Annotated in this window: 16 protein-coding genes; 7 read left to right on the forward strand and 9 right to left on the reverse strand. The window is 59.3% G+C overall.

Features of this window, described 5'->3' with window-relative positions; translation table 11 throughout:
- Positions 1-33: 33 nt before the first annotated feature.
- The 7 genes from cyoE to hmpA form a co-directional block, all read right to left on the reverse strand.
- On the reverse strand, positions 34-921 hold the full coding sequence (gene cyoE / locus ACNYC6_RS08750; protein ID WP_338584830.1) for a heme o synthase: 888 nt from the start codon (positions 919-921) through the stop codon (positions 34-36).
- Positions 922-931: 10 nt separating this feature from the next.
- Positions 932-1,270, reverse strand: coding sequence for a cytochrome o ubiquinol oxidase subunit IV (cyoD, locus tag ACNYC6_RS08755; protein WP_419711958.1), 339 nt, complete (start codon positions 1,268-1,270; stop codon positions 932-934).
- The gene (locus ACNYC6_RS08760) at positions 1,271-1,894 is read right to left on the reverse strand and encodes a cytochrome o ubiquinol oxidase subunit III (RefSeq protein WP_419711959.1); all 624 of its coding nucleotides are present in this window, start codon (positions 1,892-1,894) and stop codon (positions 1,271-1,273) included.
- Between the two features lie 3 nt (positions 1,895-1,897).
- Positions 1,898-3,928, reverse strand: coding sequence for a cytochrome o ubiquinol oxidase subunit I (gene cyoB / locus ACNYC6_RS08765; RefSeq protein ID WP_419711960.1), 2,031 nt, complete (start codon positions 3,926-3,928; stop codon positions 1,898-1,900).
- A 3-nt stretch (positions 3,929-3,931) separates the two neighbouring features.
- Positions 3,932-4,867, reverse strand: coding sequence for a ubiquinol oxidase subunit II (gene cyoA, locus ACNYC6_RS08770; protein WP_419711961.1), 936 nt, complete (start codon positions 4,865-4,867; stop codon positions 3,932-3,934).
- 815 nt (positions 4,868-5,682) lie between these two features.
- The gene (locus ACNYC6_RS08775; protein ID WP_419711962.1) at positions 5,683-6,192 is read right to left on the reverse strand and encodes a disulfide bond formation protein B; all 510 of its coding nucleotides are present in this window, start codon (positions 6,190-6,192) and stop codon (positions 5,683-5,685) included.
- Positions 6,193-6,395: 203 nt separating this feature from the next.
- Positions 6,396-7,577: an NO-inducible flavohemoprotein gene (hmpA, locus tag ACNYC6_RS08780; RefSeq protein WP_419711963.1), complete on the reverse strand. Its 1,182-nt coding sequence runs from the start codon at positions 7,575-7,577 to the stop codon at positions 6,396-6,398.
- Positions 7,578-7,735: 158 nt separating this feature from the next.
- On the opposite strand from hmpA, the gene norR reads away from it, so the two are divergent.
- The 5 genes from norR (at position 7,736) to ACNYC6_RS08805 (ending at position 12,014) form a co-directional block, all read left to right on the forward strand.
- Positions 7,736-9,286, forward strand: coding sequence for a nitric oxide reductase transcriptional regulator NorR (gene norR, locus ACNYC6_RS08785; RefSeq protein ID WP_419711964.1), 1,551 nt, complete (start codon positions 7,736-7,738; stop codon positions 9,284-9,286).
- Between the two features lie 137 nt (positions 9,287-9,423).
- Positions 9,424-10,326 (forward strand): chemotaxis protein CheV, encoded by a 903-nt coding sequence (locus ACNYC6_RS08790; RefSeq protein WP_419711965.1) that lies wholly within the window; start codon positions 9,424-9,426, stop codon positions 10,324-10,326.
- Between the two features lie 25 nt (positions 10,327-10,351).
- Entirely contained in the window at positions 10,352-10,810 is a 459-nt protein-coding gene (locus ACNYC6_RS08795) for a GNAT family N-acetyltransferase (RefSeq protein ID WP_419712936.1), read from the forward strand.
- 44 nt (positions 10,811-10,854) lie between these two features.
- Entirely contained in the window at positions 10,855-11,181 is a 327-nt protein-coding gene (locus tag ACNYC6_RS08800) for a hypothetical protein (RefSeq protein ID WP_419711966.1), read from the forward strand.
- 83 nt (positions 11,182-11,264) lie between these two features.
- Positions 11,265-12,014, forward strand: coding sequence for a YkgJ family cysteine cluster protein (locus ACNYC6_RS08805; protein WP_419711967.1), 750 nt, complete (start codon positions 11,265-11,267; stop codon positions 12,012-12,014).
- A gap of 134 nt (positions 12,015-12,148) precedes the next feature.
- On the opposite strand, the gene ACNYC6_RS08810 is transcribed toward ACNYC6_RS08805, so the two are convergent.
- Complete coding sequence (locus ACNYC6_RS08810; RefSeq protein ID WP_338584813.1) at positions 12,149-12,385, reverse strand: hypothetical protein; 237 nt, start codon at positions 12,383-12,385, stop codon at positions 12,149-12,151.
- Between the two features lie 165 nt (positions 12,386-12,550).
- Between ACNYC6_RS08810 and ACNYC6_RS08815 the strand changes: the two genes are divergently transcribed.
- Complete coding sequence (locus ACNYC6_RS08815) at positions 12,551-13,525, forward strand: 2-hydroxyacid dehydrogenase (protein ID WP_419711968.1); 975 nt, start codon at positions 12,551-12,553, stop codon at positions 13,523-13,525.
- 51 nt (positions 13,526-13,576) lie between these two features.
- Here ACNYC6_RS08815 and ACNYC6_RS08820 read toward each other — a convergent pair whose 3' ends face one another.
- Positions 13,577-14,479, reverse strand: a complete 903-nt coding sequence (locus ACNYC6_RS08820; RefSeq protein WP_419711969.1) for a DMT family transporter — start codon at positions 14,477-14,479, stop codon at positions 13,577-13,579.
- Positions 14,480-14,617: 138 nt separating this feature from the next.
- Between ACNYC6_RS08820 and ACNYC6_RS08825 the strand changes: the two genes are divergently transcribed.
- Positions 14,618-15,493, forward strand: a complete 876-nt coding sequence (locus ACNYC6_RS08825; RefSeq protein WP_419711970.1) for a helix-turn-helix domain-containing protein — start codon at positions 14,618-14,620, stop codon at positions 15,491-15,493.
- The last annotated feature ends 11 nt before the right edge of the window (positions 15,494-15,504 follow it).

The following is a 15,504-nucleotide window of genomic DNA, read 5'->3' on the forward strand; positions in this document are numbered from 1 at the left end:
GAAGGCGGGGCTTTTCGCTACAGCGTCTGAATCTTAAGGCGCGTACGTCAGCAGCAACTCGGCCGGCACTTTGAAGTCCAGGGACATCATCACGCTCAACGCGGTAATGGTGAAGATCGAGAATACGAACAGCTTGCGTGCCCAGACCGTGTCATCCACTGCCTTGTAGCCGGTCCAGGCCATGTACAACCAGTACATGCCCATGGCCGCGGCGACGGCGAGGTAGCTCATGCCGGCATAGCCGCTGAAGGTCAGCATCAAGGTCGCCACGAGGAAGGCCAGGATGTAGATCAGGATGTGCTTCTTGGCCACTTGAATCCCGCGCTTCACTGGCAACACCGGAATCGATGCGGCCAGATAATCGTTGAAGCGGAAGATTGCGATGGCGTAGGAATGCGGCATCTGCCACAGGCTGAACATCACCAGCAAAGTCAGTGCGGCCATGTCGAAGGTGTTGCTGACGGCGACATAACCAATCACTGGCGGCATGGCGCCCGACAGGCTGCCCACCAGCGTGCCGTGAACCGACTTGCGCTTGAGGTACAGGCTGTAGAAGCCGACGTAGATCACGAAGCCGATCACCGCGAACAAAGCGGCCAACGGGTTGGCCACCTTGTACAACAACGCAACGCCGAGAACACCCAGGACGGTCGCATAGATCAGGGCCAGTTTCAGGGAGATCAAGCCCTGTACCAGCACCCGGTTCTTGGTGCGTTCCATCTTGATGTCGATGTCGCGGTCGATGCAGTTGTTGAACACGCAACCGGAGGCGACGACCAGGGATGTGCCGATCATGGCGGCCAGAAACACGGCCAGATCGACATGCCCTTTCGAGGCCAGGAAGAACCCGCCTGCCACAGAAAGCACGTTACCGAAAATGATCCCCGGTTTGGTGATTTGGATAAAGTGCTTGAGCGACATCGGGTCTACCTCACTTCGCCATCATGTACGTGTGGATGCTGAACATGATCCACAGCGACAGGCCAACCAGCAGGACGATTACGATCGCGGCGAAGACAAACGCAATCACGTTGTTACGCTGCGCGGCCGAACGGTCCAGGTGCAGGAAGTACACCAGGTGCACCAGCACCTGGACGATCGCGAACGCGAGGACGATCAACAGGGTGATCGACTTCGGCAGCGTCGGGTACATCACCAGACCGAATGGAATGACAGTCAGGATCACCGACAGGATGAAACCGATGGCGTACGACTTGTAGCTGCCGTGACCGGCGTCATCGTGGCCGTGGGAATGAGCTGGGTTAGCCATTTACATAGTCCCCATCAGGTAAACAACGGTGAATACGCAGATCCAGACAACGTCCAGGAAGTGCCAGAACAGGCTCAGGCAGCTCAGACGGGTCTTGTTGGTCGACGTCAGGCCATGCTTGTTGACCTGATACATCATGATCGCCATCCAGATCAGACCGCTGGTCACGTGCAGACCGTGGGTGCCGACCAGGGTGAAGAAACCGGACAGGAAGCCGGAACGGCTAGGGCCGTAGCCCTCGGAGATCAGAACGTGGAATTCGTTGATCTCCATGCCGATGAAGCCGGCGCCGAACAGGAAGGTCATGGCCAACCAGCCCAGGACCTGCTTCTTGTTGCCACGGTAGAACGCCAGCATGGCGAAGCCGTAGGTGATCGAACTGAACAACAGCAGAGCGGTTTCGCCCAGCACGTATGGCAGTTCGAAGATGTCGTGGCCCGACGGACCACCGGCTACGTTGTTAACCAGTACCGCGTACACCGCGAAGATCGACGCAAACAGAATGCAGTCGGTCATCAGGTAGAGCCAGAAACCGTATACGGTCATCTCGCCCGAGTCGTGGTGATGGTCATCGTGCCCATGGTCACCATGGGCGTGTCCAGCATTGGTCACTAAGTTCGACATGGTTTAAGCCTGTTCCAACGAGGTTTCAACACGGGTGGCGGTGGCCGGGATTTTCCCTGCCGCTACCAGACGCTTGTGCTGCTCGGCTTCGATGCGCTCGATCGTTTCAACCGGGACCATATAGCCCTGGTCATCACGTGCAGCGTGGATCGCGAAGTAGACGACAGTGCCTACCAGGCTCGCGATTGCCAGCCACCAGATGTGCCAGATCATCGCGAAACCGAACACGGTCAGCAGAGCACCCATGACCACACCGGTCGCGGTGTTGTTTGGCATGTGGATCGGCTCGTACCTGGCCGGAACCTTGTACGCGGTGCCGTTTTCCTTGGCTTCGGTGAACGGATCGACGCAGTCAGCCTTAGGCAGCACGGCGAAGTTGTAGAACGGAGGTGGCGACGAGGTCGACCATTCCAGAGTGTGGGCATTCCACGGGTCACCGTGTTCGCACATGTTCTCTGGCTTGTTGCGGTCACGCACACTGACGTACAGCTGGATCAGTTGGCAGGCGATACCGACAGCGATCATCACCGCACCGAACATGGCGACGTACAGGTACGGCACCCACTCAGGGTTGGTGGTGGCGTTCAGACGACGGGTCATGCCCATGAAGCCCAGTGCATAGAGCGGCATGAAGGCGACGAAGAAGCCCGAGATCCAGAACCAGAACGCTGCTTTACCCCAGCCTTCGTGCAGCTTGAAGCCGAACGCTTTCGGGAAGTAGAACGCGAAACCAGCGATGTAACCGAATACCGCACCGCCGATGATCACGTTGTGGAAGTGCGCGATCACGAACAGGCTGTTGTGCAGAACGAAGTCAGCACCCGGGATGGCCAGCAGTACGCCGGTCATGCCGCCGATGGCGAAGGTCACCATGAAGCCCAGGGTCCACAGCACCTGGCTGGTGAAGCGCAGACGACCTTGGTAAATGGTGAACAGCCAGTTGAATAGCTTCACACCCGTCGGGATGGAAATCAGCATCGTCGCCAGACCGAAGAAGGCGTTGACGCTGGCACCCGACCCCATGGTGAAGAAGTGGTGCAGCCAAACCATGAAGCCCAGTACCGAGATCGCGCCCGAAGCGTAGATCATCGACTTGTGGCCGAACAGTTTCTTGCCGGTGAAGGCCGAGATGACTTCCGAGAAAATGCCGAATGCCGGCAGGATCAGGATGTATACCTCAGGGTGGCCCCACGCCCAGAACAGGTTGACGTACATCATTGGATTGCCACCAAGTTCATTGGTGAAAATGTGGAAATCCATGTAACGGTCAAGCGTCAGCAGTGCCAGGGTAGCGGTCAGGATCGGGAACGAAGCCACGATCAGGACGTTGGCCCAGGTGCAGGTCCAGGTGAAGATCGGCATGTCCATCAGTTTCATGCCAGGGGTACGCATTTTCAGCACGGTAGCGAGGAAGTTAACCCCCGTTAGCGTTGTCCCCAGACCCGATAGCTGTAGCGCCCAGATGTAGTAATCCATCCCCACGCCAGGGCTGTATTGCAGGCCCGACAGCGGCGGATAGGCAACCCAGCCGGTCTTGGCGAATTCGCCGACGCCCAGGGACAGGTTGATCAGCACAACGCCGGAAACCAGCAGCCAGAAGCTCAGGGAGTTCAGGAACGGGAAGGCAACGTCACGCGCGCCGATCTGCAGCGGCACTGCAAGGTTCATCAGGCCGGTGAAGAATGGCATCGCCATGAAGATGATCATGATCACACCGTGAGCGGTGAAGATCTGGTCATAGTGTTCAGGTGGCAGGTAGCCAGGCGAACCCTCGGTGGCCATGGCCAACTGGGTACGCATCATGATGGCGTCGGCAAAACCGCGCAGCAGCATGACCATGGCGACGACGATGTACATCACGCCGATTTTCTTGTGGTCGACCGACGTCAGCCACTCGGTCCACAGGTAGGTCCACTTCTTGAAGTAAGTGATACCGGCGAACAGTGCCAGACCGCCGAGCGCGATCATGGCGATGGTCACCATTACGATCGGCTCGTGGAACGGGACCGCTTCCCAACTTAATTTACCAAACATCGTTTACTCCTCTGCCCCGGCAGCTGAATGCGAGTTCATGTCCGTAGCGGCCACTTCTTTCTCTTTCTTCTCGTGCTTCACCTTAGGGCCCGGTTTCATGCCTTCGTACTTGTCGACGATGGTCTGGAACAGGTTCGGCGTTACCGAGGAGTAGAGCTCGACTGGGTTGTTCTGGCTCTGCTTGGAAAGGGCTGCGTATTCAGCTTGTTCAAGCTGTTTAGGTGCCTTTTTGACTTCACTTACCCAGGCGTCGAAATCTTCCTGGGAAGTTGCGATAGCCTTGAATTTCATACCGGTGAAACCGGCACCGCTGTAGTTGGCGGAGATGCCTTCCATTTCAGCGTTGCGGTCAGCGATCAGGTGCAATCTGGTCTGCATGCCGGCCATTGCGTAGATCTGGCCGCCCAGACCCGGGATGAAGAACGAGTTCATCACGGCATCGGAGGTGATCCGGAAGTTGATTGGCGTGTGCGCCGGGAACACGATCTTGTTGACCGTGGCAATGCCTTGTTCCGGGTAGATGAACAGCCACTTCCAGTCCAGCGCGACCACTTCGATGGTCACAGGCTTCACGTCGGATTCGATCGGACGGTACGGGTCCAGCTCGTGGGTCGACTTGTAGGTGATGTAACCCAGGGCAATGATGATCAACACCGGAACAGTCCACACCGCGATCTCGATCTTGGTGGAGTGGTTCCATTTAGGCGTGTAGGTCGCCTTGGTGTTGGACGCGCGGTATTTCCAGGCGAACAGGAAGGTCATGACGATGACCGGAACCACGACCAACAGCATCAGCAGCGTTGCGGTGATGATCAGGTTTTTCTGTTCCAGGCCAACCTGGCCCGTGGGATTGAGCAAGGTCATGTTGCAGCCTCCCAGCAACAACGTGCCGAGCAGCGGCACTAAGCCTAGTAGTCTGGGGTACCTGTTTTTACTCATCTCACGACCTCTAAAGCAGCTTGCGCAATGCAGTTGGGTTTTGATCGCCAACACTTCACCCTGCCAAGGGTTGGCATTTCTTTGGATTGAATAAGGGCTGCCCGTCGAGCGTCAGACGCGTTTCGACAAATCCTGGGCCAGCGGTGAGTTCTTATTCGAATTCGTGGTCAAAGGCCTTGTTACAGACCAATTCCATTTGGTGCGGATAGTTGGAGGCACCGACACCTGGGAGTCGCATGAAGCCACCCGGCCTCTCGACACCCTGATTCCGCTCAAACACCCCGAGAGGGTGAGCAGCGCCGGGAATTCAGTGCGGGCGATTGTAGTTATGTAGCGTTTTTTAAACCATGTCTCATCCCGAAATAATTTATATCCCGAGCCGCAACAATGCTTCGCCGAATTCGAAAAAGCGGCGCATTTTATCGAAATTGATTCTCAACAAAAACACCAAAAATAGTAGGGCTACCACCGGCAGTTCAGACAGTTTCCGCTGCTCGGCAACATCGCCCTACCCGGCGCAAGCCCCCATGTGACAAGGGCTCTGGCAAATCGCCAGAGCCTGTTAAAACTGCCTGTTCCAGCCTGATCACGAAGAGACCCGGCAGGCCGCAAAACAGACCAATTTCATTGCATGATCGCGTTCCAATCCGCAGCCTTGAAGGCCGCTGCGACACTCAAGATGTGACAACATGTCGCACACGTGTCGCACCCCTGGTTGCCGCATATCACGACCTTTTTACCTGACCTCTGACAACACAAAAACGCCCTGGCCCTCTCTATGAGGACCGGGGCGTTTTTTGTCCTGCAAAATGACCTCAGCGCAGTGCCTTGCGGTTACGCATCGTCAGTAACGGCACCAGTATGACCACCAGTACAAAGGCAACCAGCGCCCACTGCGCCAGCGACAAACCGAGGATCGGCGGGTACGGCGTGGAGCAGAAACCGTCGACCTGGAAGCCCAGCGGGAAGATCTTCGCCAGCGGCAAGCCATCGACAATCGGCTGCAAGACATCGATGCCACAACTGACGGCGGGATAGAACTGCGTGTAGACGTGATGCCCCGCCACGGCGACGCCTGCCAGGGCGCAGATCACCACCAGGGTTTCAAACACGGTAATGCTGCGACGGTTGCGCATGGCCGCGCCGATAAAGGCGAAAATCGCGATCAACAGCAGGGCATAACGTTGCAGGATGCACAGCGGGCATGGCGCCTCGCCCAGTACGATTTGCATGTACAGCGCGCCGCCGATCAGCGCCAGGCAGATGATGCCCAGCAACACCAGATAGCGCCGCTCACGGCCCAACCGCATTGTTTCCTCGCTCATCGCGTTTCCCTTGAAGATATCGATTGCCCGCCAGTCTACACGCTGGGCGCGTGCTGGGGGATGTCGAGGGAATAGACGATAAGCGGGTTAAGAAGGGATTAACTTTTGAATCGAAAAATCAAAAGATCGCCGCCTCCGGCAGCACCTGCATTGAGAGGATGAACATCCTGCAGGAGTTGTCGAAGGTGGCGACCTTTCAAGGGTTATTCCAACGCCGCCGCCGGCCCGAAGAACTCGTAACGGCTTTGCTTCTCCGGCACACCCAAGGCTTTGAGGTGGCGCTTGATGGCCGCCATGAAACCTTTCGGCCCGAGGAAGTAAGCGTCCAGGTCACGCTCTTGCGGCAACCATTCGCCCAATTGCTCCAGGCTCAACAGCCCGACCTTGTGCGCCGACGGGCTCACGCCGTCATCTTCGGCATAGCAGTAGAAACGCTTGAGTTGCGGATGACGCTCAGCCAGCCCGTCGATCCAGTCACGGAAGGCGTGGACGCTGCCGTTGCGCGCGCAGTGGATGAAGTGCACCGGACGCTCGGTCTGCAGCGCCGCTTCGAGCATCGCCAGGGTCGGGGTGATACCGACGCCGCCACTGATCAGCACCAATGGTTTGTCGCTGGCGGTCAGGGTGAACTCGCCCGATGGCGGGAACAGCTGGATGGTCGAACCCACGTGCAGTTGATCGTGCAGGAAGTTGGACGCGCGGCCACCGGCCTCACGCTTGACGCTGATGCGGTACTGACCTTTGTTCGCCAGGGCCGACAGCGAGTAGTTACGACGGATTTCTTCGCCATCGAGGATCAGTTTCATGCCGATGTACTGGCCAGGTTCTGCTGCCAGAATCAAGCCTTTGTCCACCGGTTCGAAGTAGAACGAGGTGATTTCGGCACTTTCCTCGATCTTCGCCGCGACGATGAATTCCCGCGCCCCGCGCCAGCCCCCCGGGGCCTGTTCCTTTTGGTCATAGATACTGGTTTCGGCACCGATCAGGATGTCCGCCAGTTGACCGTAAGCCGCGCCCCACGCTGCAATCACTTGCGGGGAGGCGATTTCTTCGCCCAGCACTTCGGCAATCGCGCGCAGCAGGCAGGTACCGACAATCGGGTAGTGTTCCGGCAGAATCTGCAAGGCCACGTGCTTGTTGATGATCTTGGCCACCAGGTCGCCCAACTGATCGAGTTGGTCAATGTGGCGCGCGTACATCAGCACGCCGTTGGCCAAGGCACGCGGTTGGTCACCGCTGGATTGGTGAGCCTGGTTGAACAGCGGGCGGACTTGCGGATACTCGGTGAGCATCATGCGGTAGAAGTGAGTGATCAGGGCTTCGCCACCGCTTTCCAGCAGCGGCACAGTAGATTTGACGATGGCACGGTCTTGAACGCTAAGCATAAAATGACTCCTGAGCAGCAGGGCTTTTTCTTGACTGTTGCCCTATGCACTTCAGTTTCCATGCCAACTACTAAATCTTTATAAATCAATAACTTAAAAACACGGTAGTCATAACGACACTGCCTGGCCTATAGTCGCACTGACTACATGGAGTCACTATGACTGCAAAATCCTTGCTTACCGCCCTGTTGCCACTGGTCTCCGACCTGTCCCGCGAACTCCCCGAAGGCGAGCGCTATCGACGCCTGCTCGAAGCCATGCGCGCCCTGCTGCCCTGCGATGCCGCCGCCCTGCTGCGTCTCGATGGCGAATGGCTGGTGCCGCTGGCCGTCGACGGGTTGAGTACCGACACCCTCGGCCGACGCTTCAAGGTCAGCGAACATCCACGCTTCGAAGCGTTGCTGAGCAACAACGGCCCGACCCGGTTCGCCGCCGACAGTGACATGCCCGATCCTTATGACGGCCTGGTCGATGGCCTCGATGACCATCTGGAAGTCCACGACTGCATGGGCTGCCCGCTGCTCATCGACGAGCGCCCATGGGGTTTGCTGACCCTTGACGCCCTCGACCCGGAGCAGTTCGAACCGATCGAACTGGACGCGCTGGAAGCCTTCGCCAGCCTCGCCGCCGCTACCGTCAATGCCGTCGAGCGCATCGAACGCCTGAACAATCGCGTCGAAGACGAGCATCAGCGCGCCGAGGTCTACCGTCAGGCCAGCGGCCAGCAGCATCGCGAAATGATTGGCCAGAGCAAAGCGCTCAAACGCCTGGTGGAAGAAATCAATCTGGTGGGCGGTAGCGACCTGACCGTGCTGATCACCGGGGAAACCGGGGTCGGCAAGGAACTGGTGGCCCAGGCCATCCATGCCGCCTCCCCACGCGCCGACAAACCGATCATCAGCCTCAACTGTGCGGCGTTACCCGACACGCTGGTGGAAAGCGAATTGTTCGGCCACGTGCGCGGCGCCTTCACCGGGGCGATGAATGACCGCCGTGGCAAATTCGAACTGGCCAACGGTGGCACGCTGTTTCTCGATGAAGTTGGCGAATTGTCGCTGACGGTGCAAGCCAAACTGCTGCGCGTGCTGCAAAGCGGTCAGTTGCAACGTCTGGGTTCGGACAAGGAGCATCAGGTCGATGTGCGGCTGATCGCGGCGACCAACCGCGACCTGGCTGAAGAAGTGCGCAGCGGCCGTTATCGCGCCGACTTCTATCATCGCCTCAGTGTTTATCCTTTATTGGTCCCGGCTCTGCGTGATCGTGGCCGGGACGTGCTGCTGCTCAGCGGTTATTTCCTGGAGCAGAACCGCTCGCGCATGGGACTCAACAGCCTGCGCCTGGGCAGCGATGCCCAGGCCGCGTTGCTCGCCTATGACTGGCCGGGCAACGTGCGGGAACTGGAACACCTGATCGGCCGCAGCGCATTGAAGGCGCTGGGCAACTGCAAGGAACGGCCGAAGATTCTCAGCTTGAGCGCCGCCGACCTGGACCTGCCCAACGGCAGCATTGAAGCCACTGCCGAGCAACCGGCCACGGCCGCTGCGGCGTTGGTGACCGGAGATTTGCGCGAGGCCACCGAGAACTATCAGCGCCAATTAATTGGGGCATGCCTGGAACGACACCACAACAACTGGGCCAGTGCGGCACGGGAGTTGGGACTGGATCGGGCGAACCTGGGGCGGATGGCTAAACGGTTGGGCATGAAGTAACAACCTCTCTACAGGGGTCGCGTTTACCGGTGCTAGAGGAATCAGTCTAAAGCCTGCCCCAAACAAGTCGATAACCCGGCATCGATAGCTGTCGGCAACTGTGACAGCCCATCACCTTTTGCCCAAGTAGGTTCTTAATGTCCTCCACCAAAGCCCGCGCAGATTCACTTTCGCTTCTGCTCTTTACCTTGCGCAGTGGCAAGTTGATGGCGATCAACCTGCTCAAAGTCAGTGAAATCATCCCCTGCCCGCCGCTGACCAAGCTGCCGGAGTCGCACCCGCACGTCAAAGGCATCGCCACGTTGCGCGGCGCCTCGTTGTCGGTGATCGACCTGAGCCGCGCCATCGGCGAGCGTCCGCTGGAAGACCCGAACGGCGGCTGCCTGATCGTCACCGATGTCAGCCGCTCCAAACAGGGCCTGCACGTGCAGGCAGTGAGCAAGATCGTCCACTGCCTGACCACCGACATCCGCCCGCCGCCGTTCGGTTCTGGCGGCGTGCGCTCGTACATCACGGGCGTGACCTCGGTCGACGGCACGCTGGTGCAGGTGCTGGACATCGAGAAAGTCATCCACGGCATCGCCCCGGTGCAGATCGAAATGGCGCCGACCGAACTCAGCATGGAAGACGCCGAAGTCTTGGGCAGCGCGCGAATTCTGGTGGTCGATGACAGCCAGGTCGCGTTGCAGCAATCGGTACACACCCTGCGCAACCTCGGCCTGCAATGCCACACCGCGCGAAGTGCCAAGGAAGCCATCGATTGCCTGCTGGACCTGCAAGGCACCGCCCAGCAGATCAACCTGATCGTCTCTGACATCGAAATGTCCGAGATGGACGGCTACGCTTTCACCCGCACCCTGCGCGAAACGCCGGACTTCGCACATCTTTATGTATTGCTGCACACCTCGCTGGACAGCGCGATGAACAGTGAAAAAGCGCGACTGGCCGGGGCGAACGCGGTGCTGACCAAATTCTCGTCGCCGGAACTGACCAAATGCCTGATCGAAGCAGCCAAGGCTGTGGCCGAACAAGGTCATTGAGTTGACCGTGGATTATTGCTGGCTGATGCGGCGCGACCTCGCCGAGGTGGTGCCGGCCATCGACTGGCCGACCGGCATCCAATTGATCGATTATCGCCCCGAGCTCGCCGAAGCGGTCCATCGCTTGATGGAACTGGGTTACCGCGACGGCGGTGGCCAGGTGCCGACGCTGGAACTCTGGCAGCAAAAGTTTGAAACCGATCCGGAATACGATCCCGCCCTGTGCTTCATTGCCCTGGATGGCGAAGGCGTGGTTGGCGTATGCCAATGCTGGACCAGCGCTTACATCAAGAATTTGGTGGTGCATCCACGGGCGCAACGCGAAGGCCTTGGCCGCGCGTTGCTGTTGCACGCCTTCAATGTATTCCAGCTGCGACGTGAAGGCTTTGTGGATTTGAAGGTACTGGAAGACAACCGGCGGGCGCGGCGGTTGTATGAACGTGTCGGAATGCATGAGGTGCGCCGGGAACCCGTTCCGGTCTGACACACTCAAACCCTGGCCCTCACCTGCCCAAGGAGCCCCGAACAATGAAAACCGCCACCCTGGCCTTCCTCTGCCTCACCGCCCTCGCTTCTCAGGCCCATGCTTCCAGCCCTGACGCCTGGGCCGCCTACGACAAAACCGTGCTCGCCAGTTGCACCAAGGCCAGCGGTCTGAAGGATGCCAAACCCGTCGGCAACGCCGCGCAGTTCGATGATCGTGTCGGCTACACCGCACTCCTGCTGCAAGGCCAATATCCGCAAAAACACATGAAAGGCGCTCAAGGCACTGAACTGTGCCTCTATAACAAAAAGAGCAAAACCGCGTACATCACTGAATGGGACTCCATCCGTCCGACCGCCAAGGCGCAGTGAGTGGCGCATAACTTGCTTTGATAGCAGTCTTTGCGGCGACATTCTGTCGCCGTTTCATGCTCTCGGATGCGACTGACCGTTCAATGAATACGACGTTTTCCTGCGTAGGCTGCGGCAAATGCTGCAATGATCACCATGTATCCCTGACCCTGCCCGAAGCCCGCATGTGGGCCGCCGACGGCGGTCAGGTGATCGTGCTGGTGGAAGCCTTCCTGAGCAACGGCCTGGGCCTGCCGGCGCAACAACGAGAACACGCCGAACGCCGTTCGGCGGTGGTTCGCAGCGCCGACGCCGAGGTTTACGTCGCCATCACCTTCGCCGCCTACAACGTCGGCCCCTGCCGTAATCTTGACGAAGACAACCTCTGTCGTATCTACGAACGCCGGCCGCTGGTGTGCCGCATTTACCCGATGGAAATCAATCCGCACATTGTGCTGAACACTGCCGTGAAGGAATGCCCGCCCGAGTCCTGGGAAAAAGGGCCGGACCTGATCGTCGGCGGCGAACTCGTCGACCGCGAGTTGTCGGAATTGATCCAGCGCTCCCGTCAGGCCGATCGCGATGACATCCATATGAAGGACGCGATTTGTGCATTGCTGGGGATTCGGACCACTGCGCTGAAGGGCGACGGTTTCACCGCTTATCTACCGGACATGAACGAGTTCGCCACGATCATCGATGAACTGACCGGGCAGACGTTGCCGCAGTGGAGCAGCGAGTGGCAGTTCCATGTGTCGGGAGAGGAGACCGCCGGGCAGGTGGTCGCGGCCGGGGCACTCGTGACGACAGAAGCGCCGACGAACTATGGGTTTATTTCGTTGCGGGCGGCTTGATCCGGAATCGGCAATGTTTGTACCGACCCCATCGCTAGCAGGCTCCCACAATGGTTATGAGGTGTTCACCACCGACCCTGTGGCAGCTAGCCTGCTAGCGATGACGATGATCCTGACAGCGCAAGGCCTGAAACTTAACGCTTGCCCATCGACCGCCGAGTCCCCGGAGGCGCCATGCCTGGGGTCTTGGTGTGGCCGTTCTTGGCGCCGTTCTTGTACCACGGCTGGTTCGAACCCTTGGCGGACGCCAGCTCTCCCGGTTTGAACGGGAACTTGAACGCCGGGATTTCGGCTTTGGTTTCGCTGTCGGCACTGGCGTCGACGTTGTCGCTCAAGTCGTCGGCGACCGGCGGTTGTATCGGGGAAGTCATGAAAGCTCCGGGTGATGCGCAAAGTGTCGGGCCCGGTCAGCGAGCCGCGAAAGGCGCCAGTATAACTGGATGAAGCGCGGCTAGCTGCTGTTAAGCGACTCGCACAAATCCCGGGAAGAATGTTAGCGTGCTCAGCATTCTCCTCCGCCAGACGAGCCTGCCTCCATGAAAAAAACCGTCCTCGCCTTCAGCCGCGTCACGCCTGAGATGGTCGAACGCCTGCAACAAGACTTCGACGTCATCGTGCCGAATCCGAAAAACGGCGACATCAACGACCAGTTCAACGAAGCCCTGCCCCACGCCCACGGTTTGATCGGTGTCGGCCGCAAGCTCGGTCGTGCGCAACTGGAGAGCGCCGCCAAGCTGGAAGTGGTGTCCAGCGTCTCGGTGGGCTACGACAACTACGACGTCGCGTACTTCAACGAACGCGGGATCATGCTCACCAATACCCCGGACGTGCTCACCGAAAGCACCGCCGACCTGGCCTTCGCGCTGTTGATGAGCAGCGCCCGCCGCGTCGCCGAGCTGGATGCCTGGACCAAGGCCGGTCAATGGCAAGCCTCCGTCGGCGCCCAGCTGTTCGGTTGCGATGTGCACGGCAAGACTTTGGGCATCGTCGGCATGGGCAACATCGGTGCCGCCGTCGCCCGCCGTGGTCGCCTGGGTTTCAACATGCCGATCCTCTACAGCGGCAACAGCCGCAAGACTGCGCTGGAACAGGAACTCGGCGCGCAGTTCCGCAGCCTCGATGAACTGCTGGCCGAAGCCGACTTCGTCTGCCTGGTAGTGCCGCTCAGCGAGAAAACCAAACACTTGATCAGTCATCGCGAACTGGCGCTGATGAAGTCGAGCGCGATTCTGGTGAACATTTCCCGTGGTCCGGTCGTCGACGAGCCGGCACTGATCGAAGCGCTGCAAAACAACCGCATTCGCGGCGCCGGGCTGGATGTCTACGAAAAAGAACCGCTGGCCGAGTCGCCGCTGTTCCAGCTGAAAAACGCCGTGACCTTGCCGCACATCGGCTCCGCCACTCACGAGACTCGCGAAGCGATGGCCAACCGTGCCCTGGCCAACCTGCGCAGTGCCTTGCTGGGTGAACGACCACAGGATCTGGTCAACCCGCAAGTCTGGAAGGGCTAAAGCGAAACGGGCAGGCGCCAGACACGCCTGCCCGTTTACTCGCAGATCGCTTCAGGCCAACTTGCCGTTGCACTGCACCAGCGGTGCCTTGGGCTTGCGGAACACCAACACGTTCCCCAGCATCACCATCACCAGTCCTGCGAGTGCCGGCGCGGTCCACTGGTAGCCTTCAGCGAACGCCGACACGTTCAGCGCCACCACCGGGAACAGCACGGTGCAATAGGCCGCCCGCTCCGGCCCCATGCGACCGACCAGCGTCAGGTAAGCGGTGAACCCGATCACCGAGCCTGGAATCACCAGGTACAGCAGCGAGCCGATGTAGCGCGCATTCCATTCCATATCGAACGGTATGCCTTTGACCAGGCACCACACCGACAACATTGCCGCGCCGTAAGCCATGCCCCAGGCGTTGGTCGTCAACGGCTTGAGCCCGGCTTTCTGTTGCAGGCTCGAGAGCATGTTGCCCGCCGAGAAACACAAGGTGCCGAGCAGCGCCAGGCCCAAGCCAAGGAGGGTTTCCGGGCTGGCGGTATGGCCGGCAAGCTCCGGCCAGAACAGCAGCCCCAGACCGAGCAAACCCAATGCACCGCCCATCAGCACATTGCGCGCGATTTTCTGGCCGAAGAACACCCGTGCATTCAGGGCGTTCCACAGCGTCGCGGTGGAAAACACCACGGCCACCAGACCGCTGGGGATCCACTGACTCGCCGTCAGGAAACACATGAAGTTGATGCAAAACAGGCACAGCCCTTGCGCCAGGCAGATCAAATGCCCGCGGCGGTTCATCACTTGAAGCTTGCGGCTGAGCAGCAACATGACGAACAGCACCAGCGCGGCGAGGCCGAAGCGATAGACGATCGACACGGGAATCGCCACCACGCCCAGTTGCCATTTCAGGGCAATCCAGGTGGTGCCCCAGATCAGCACGGTCAGCAGGTACAAAGACAGGTTCATGACAAAGGCTCCTCGATAGGTGCCCAGTGTCCTGCGCAGCGCCTTGGCGCACTTGCATAAACTTGCGCTTTTGTCAGGCGACGGGCTGGCAGGCGAACGTCTACGGAGTAGGATGCAAGGCGTTGGAGAGAACCGATCATGGCCGCACTGGATACCCTACAAGTCTTTCAAGCCCTCAACCGCTCGCCCAATGCTCGACTCGAGCACAGCGCCGAGCTCGGTGACGGCTTGTCCGCAGCCTTGTGGAGCAACCACCACGACGCCCAGGATTACGAAGCGCCGAGCCATCACACGCTGTCGTGCTACATCGCCGGCGGCACCGGCACCTTCCGCCGCGACCAACCCGGTAACAAGGGCGGTCCCGACAAGTTGTGCATCCTGCCCGCTGACCATCAGTCAGGCTGGGTGATTAATGGCGACATTCGCCTCGCGCACCTGTATTTCAGTCCCGAACAATTTGCCCTTGGCTGCGTCACCCTGCTCGACCGCGAACCGCGGGAATTGCAGTTGCGCGAGCAAACCTTCCTCGATGATCCGCAGCAGGCCGTGCGTTTTCGCCAGTTGATCACGCTCAACTGGGACGAACCGGGCGAGCGTTTGCTCACCAGCAGCCTGGCCCACGAGATACTCAGCCATGCACTGCTCAGCCAGGTCAGCGTGCGCCCGAACTTGCGCCTCAAGGGTGGTTTGGCTGCGCATCAACGGCGGTTGTTGGTGGACTACATTGACAGTCATCTGGCCGAAGCCATCAGCCTGGGTCAACTGGCAGCGCTGTGTGCGCTGTCGGAATACCACTTTGCGCGGATGTTCCGTGAGAGCTTCGGTTTGCCGCCGCATCAATATGTGCTGGCGCGACGCCTGAATCGGGCGCGGGAGTTGTTGCGCTCGACTGCACAGCCGTTGGGGGAGATTGCATTGGCCTGCGGGTTTGCCAGTGCCAGTCACTTTACCAACCGGTTTCGGCAGACGTTGGGTGGGACGCCGGGCGAATACCGGCAGGCGTTTTTGCGCTAGTCCGGGATATT

The sequence above is a fragment of the Pseudomonas sp. NFX224 genome (genome assembly GCF_048565165.1).
Classification (GTDB): domain Bacteria; phylum Pseudomonadota; class Gammaproteobacteria; order Pseudomonadales; family Pseudomonadaceae; genus Aquipseudomonas.

Bases quoted from the DNA above. Each gene is read 5' to 3' on its own strand.
- cyoE (WP_338584830.1), bottom strand. From the start codon at position 921: ATGTCGCTCAAGCACTTTATCCAAATCACCAAACCGGGGATCATTTTC.
- cyoD (WP_419711958.1), bottom strand. From the start codon at position 1,270: ATGGCTAACCCAGCTCATTCCCACGGCCACGATGACGCCGGTCACGGC.
- ACNYC6_RS08760 (WP_419711959.1), bottom strand. From the start codon at position 1,894: ATGTCGAACTTAGTGACCAATGCTGGACACGCCCATGGTGACCATGGG.
- cyoB (WP_419711960.1), bottom strand. From the start codon at position 3,928: ATGTTTGGTAAATTAAGTTGGGAAGCGGTCCCGTTCCACGAGCCGATC.
- cyoA (WP_419711961.1), bottom strand. From the start codon at position 4,867: ATGAGTAAAAACAGGTACCCCAGACTACTAGGCTTAGTGCCGCTGCTC.
- ACNYC6_RS08775 (WP_419711962.1), bottom strand. From the start codon at position 6,192: ATGAGCGAGGAAACAATGCGGTTGGGCCGTGAGCGGCGCTATCTGGTG.
- hmpA (WP_419711963.1), bottom strand. From the start codon at position 7,577: ATGCTTAGCGTTCAAGACCGTGCCATCGTCAAATCTACTGTGCCGCTG.
- norR (WP_419711964.1), top strand. From the start codon at position 7,736: ATGACTGCAAAATCCTTGCTTACCGCCCTGTTGCCACTGGTCTCCGAC.
- ACNYC6_RS08790 (WP_419711965.1), top strand. From the start codon at position 9,424: ATGTCCTCCACCAAAGCCCGCGCAGATTCACTTTCGCTTCTGCTCTTT.
- ACNYC6_RS08795 (WP_419712936.1), top strand. From the start codon at position 10,352: ATGCGGCGCGACCTCGCCGAGGTGGTGCCGGCCATCGACTGGCCGACC.
- ACNYC6_RS08800 (WP_419711966.1), top strand. From the start codon at position 10,855: ATGAAAACCGCCACCCTGGCCTTCCTCTGCCTCACCGCCCTCGCTTCT.
- ACNYC6_RS08805 (WP_419711967.1), top strand. From the start codon at position 11,265: ATGAATACGACGTTTTCCTGCGTAGGCTGCGGCAAATGCTGCAATGAT.
- ACNYC6_RS08810 (WP_338584813.1), bottom strand. From the start codon at position 12,385: ATGACTTCCCCGATACAACCGCCGGTCGCCGACGACTTGAGCGACAAC.
- ACNYC6_RS08815 (WP_419711968.1), top strand. From the start codon at position 12,551: ATGAAAAAAACCGTCCTCGCCTTCAGCCGCGTCACGCCTGAGATGGTC.
- ACNYC6_RS08820 (WP_419711969.1), bottom strand. From the start codon at position 14,479: ATGAACCTGTCTTTGTACCTGCTGACCGTGCTGATCTGGGGCACCACC.
- ACNYC6_RS08825 (WP_419711970.1), top strand. From the start codon at position 14,618: ATGGCCGCACTGGATACCCTACAAGTCTTTCAAGCCCTCAACCGCTCG.